This window comes from Nitrosophilus sp., from assembly GCF_982775275.1.
The window spans coordinates 1-1,066 of the sequence record NZ_CEXZHP010000341.1; the positions used below are offsets into that span (position 1 = coordinate 1).

Annotated in this window: 2 protein-coding genes; both read right to left on the reverse strand. The window is 32.1% G+C overall.

From position 1 onward, the window contains the following. On the reverse strand, window positions 1-869 hold an 869-nt coding region (locus AC30RD_RS09880), incomplete at its 3' end, for a UvrD-helicase domain-containing protein (RefSeq protein ID WP_489494397.1). Next, on the reverse strand, window positions 869-1,066 hold a 198-nt coding region (locus tag AC30RD_RS09885; RefSeq protein ID WP_489494398.1), incomplete at its 5' end, for a hypothetical protein. The genes AC30RD_RS09885 and AC30RD_RS09880, both read right to left, overlap by 1 nt.

The window sequence follows — 1,066 nt, forward strand, 5'->3', positions numbered from 1 at the left end:
ATTTTTCTTGGGAGTCTATAAGTGTGAGGTAAAATTTCTTTTTTCCTGATAGGCCACTTTTGAAAGATTCTTACATCTGATCCTTTCCATCCGAAAATAGCTTGGTCATCATCGCCCGCTAAATATAAATCTTCAGAATTTTTTGAGAGTTTAGCAATGACCTTCCATTCTAGTTTGGATAAATCTTGACATTCATCAACAATTAATAATTTGTAATAGTCAAAAATAATATCTGGGTGAAGAGCCTTGTGTAACATATCTTCAAAGTCAATGAGGCTATTTTGTTTTTTGAAATGTTCATATTGTGTATAAATATATTGAACTTCGTCGCGATGGATTTTGTATTCAAATCCACCTATGTTACAATTATCATAATAATCCATCAGTTGATCTAAACCTTCATCCCAATTCTTAAGCCGGTTGTGTCGAGCTAAAGAAACTATATTAAGAATTAAACCTACTTTTCCATCTTCAACTCCATTCCATGTTGCGAATGTCTCTTGTTGATCCTCTTCATCGTATTCAGGAGTATTTATTTTAATCCAATTATCGGCATCAGTTTTTAGTTTCTTTTTAAATTCTTTTTTATCGGAAGTAGTTAAAATTTTATAGTCATCTAAATGATCTAAACAGTATTTATGGATAGTTTTAATACTATCGGTTTGGATAGAAGAATAATTAAATTCTTTTTCGCATCGTTCACGCAGATTATTCACAGTTGCATTAGCAAACCCTACCATGAGAGCCCGGTCGGGGGCCAAGCCATTATCCAAATAGGTTTTAAGGACCTTTAACAAACGCGTAGTTTTTCCGCATCCAGGGCCTCCTAAAATTTTAACTCTTTCTTTATAAAATCTATCTTTCTTCATTAATACGGACTCTCTTCGTCTTGACCAAAATCTAGATCATCATGTTTAACTATTTCTTTTTTAATTTCTGTGGGATCAATTACATATACCCATCGTTTAACGTCTTCAGTTATATGAAATTTTTCTCGACTTACTCCATTAATTTTTTTTAACATCTGGTGAGTTAAATCTTTATTAATTTCCCAATCATTCGTTTT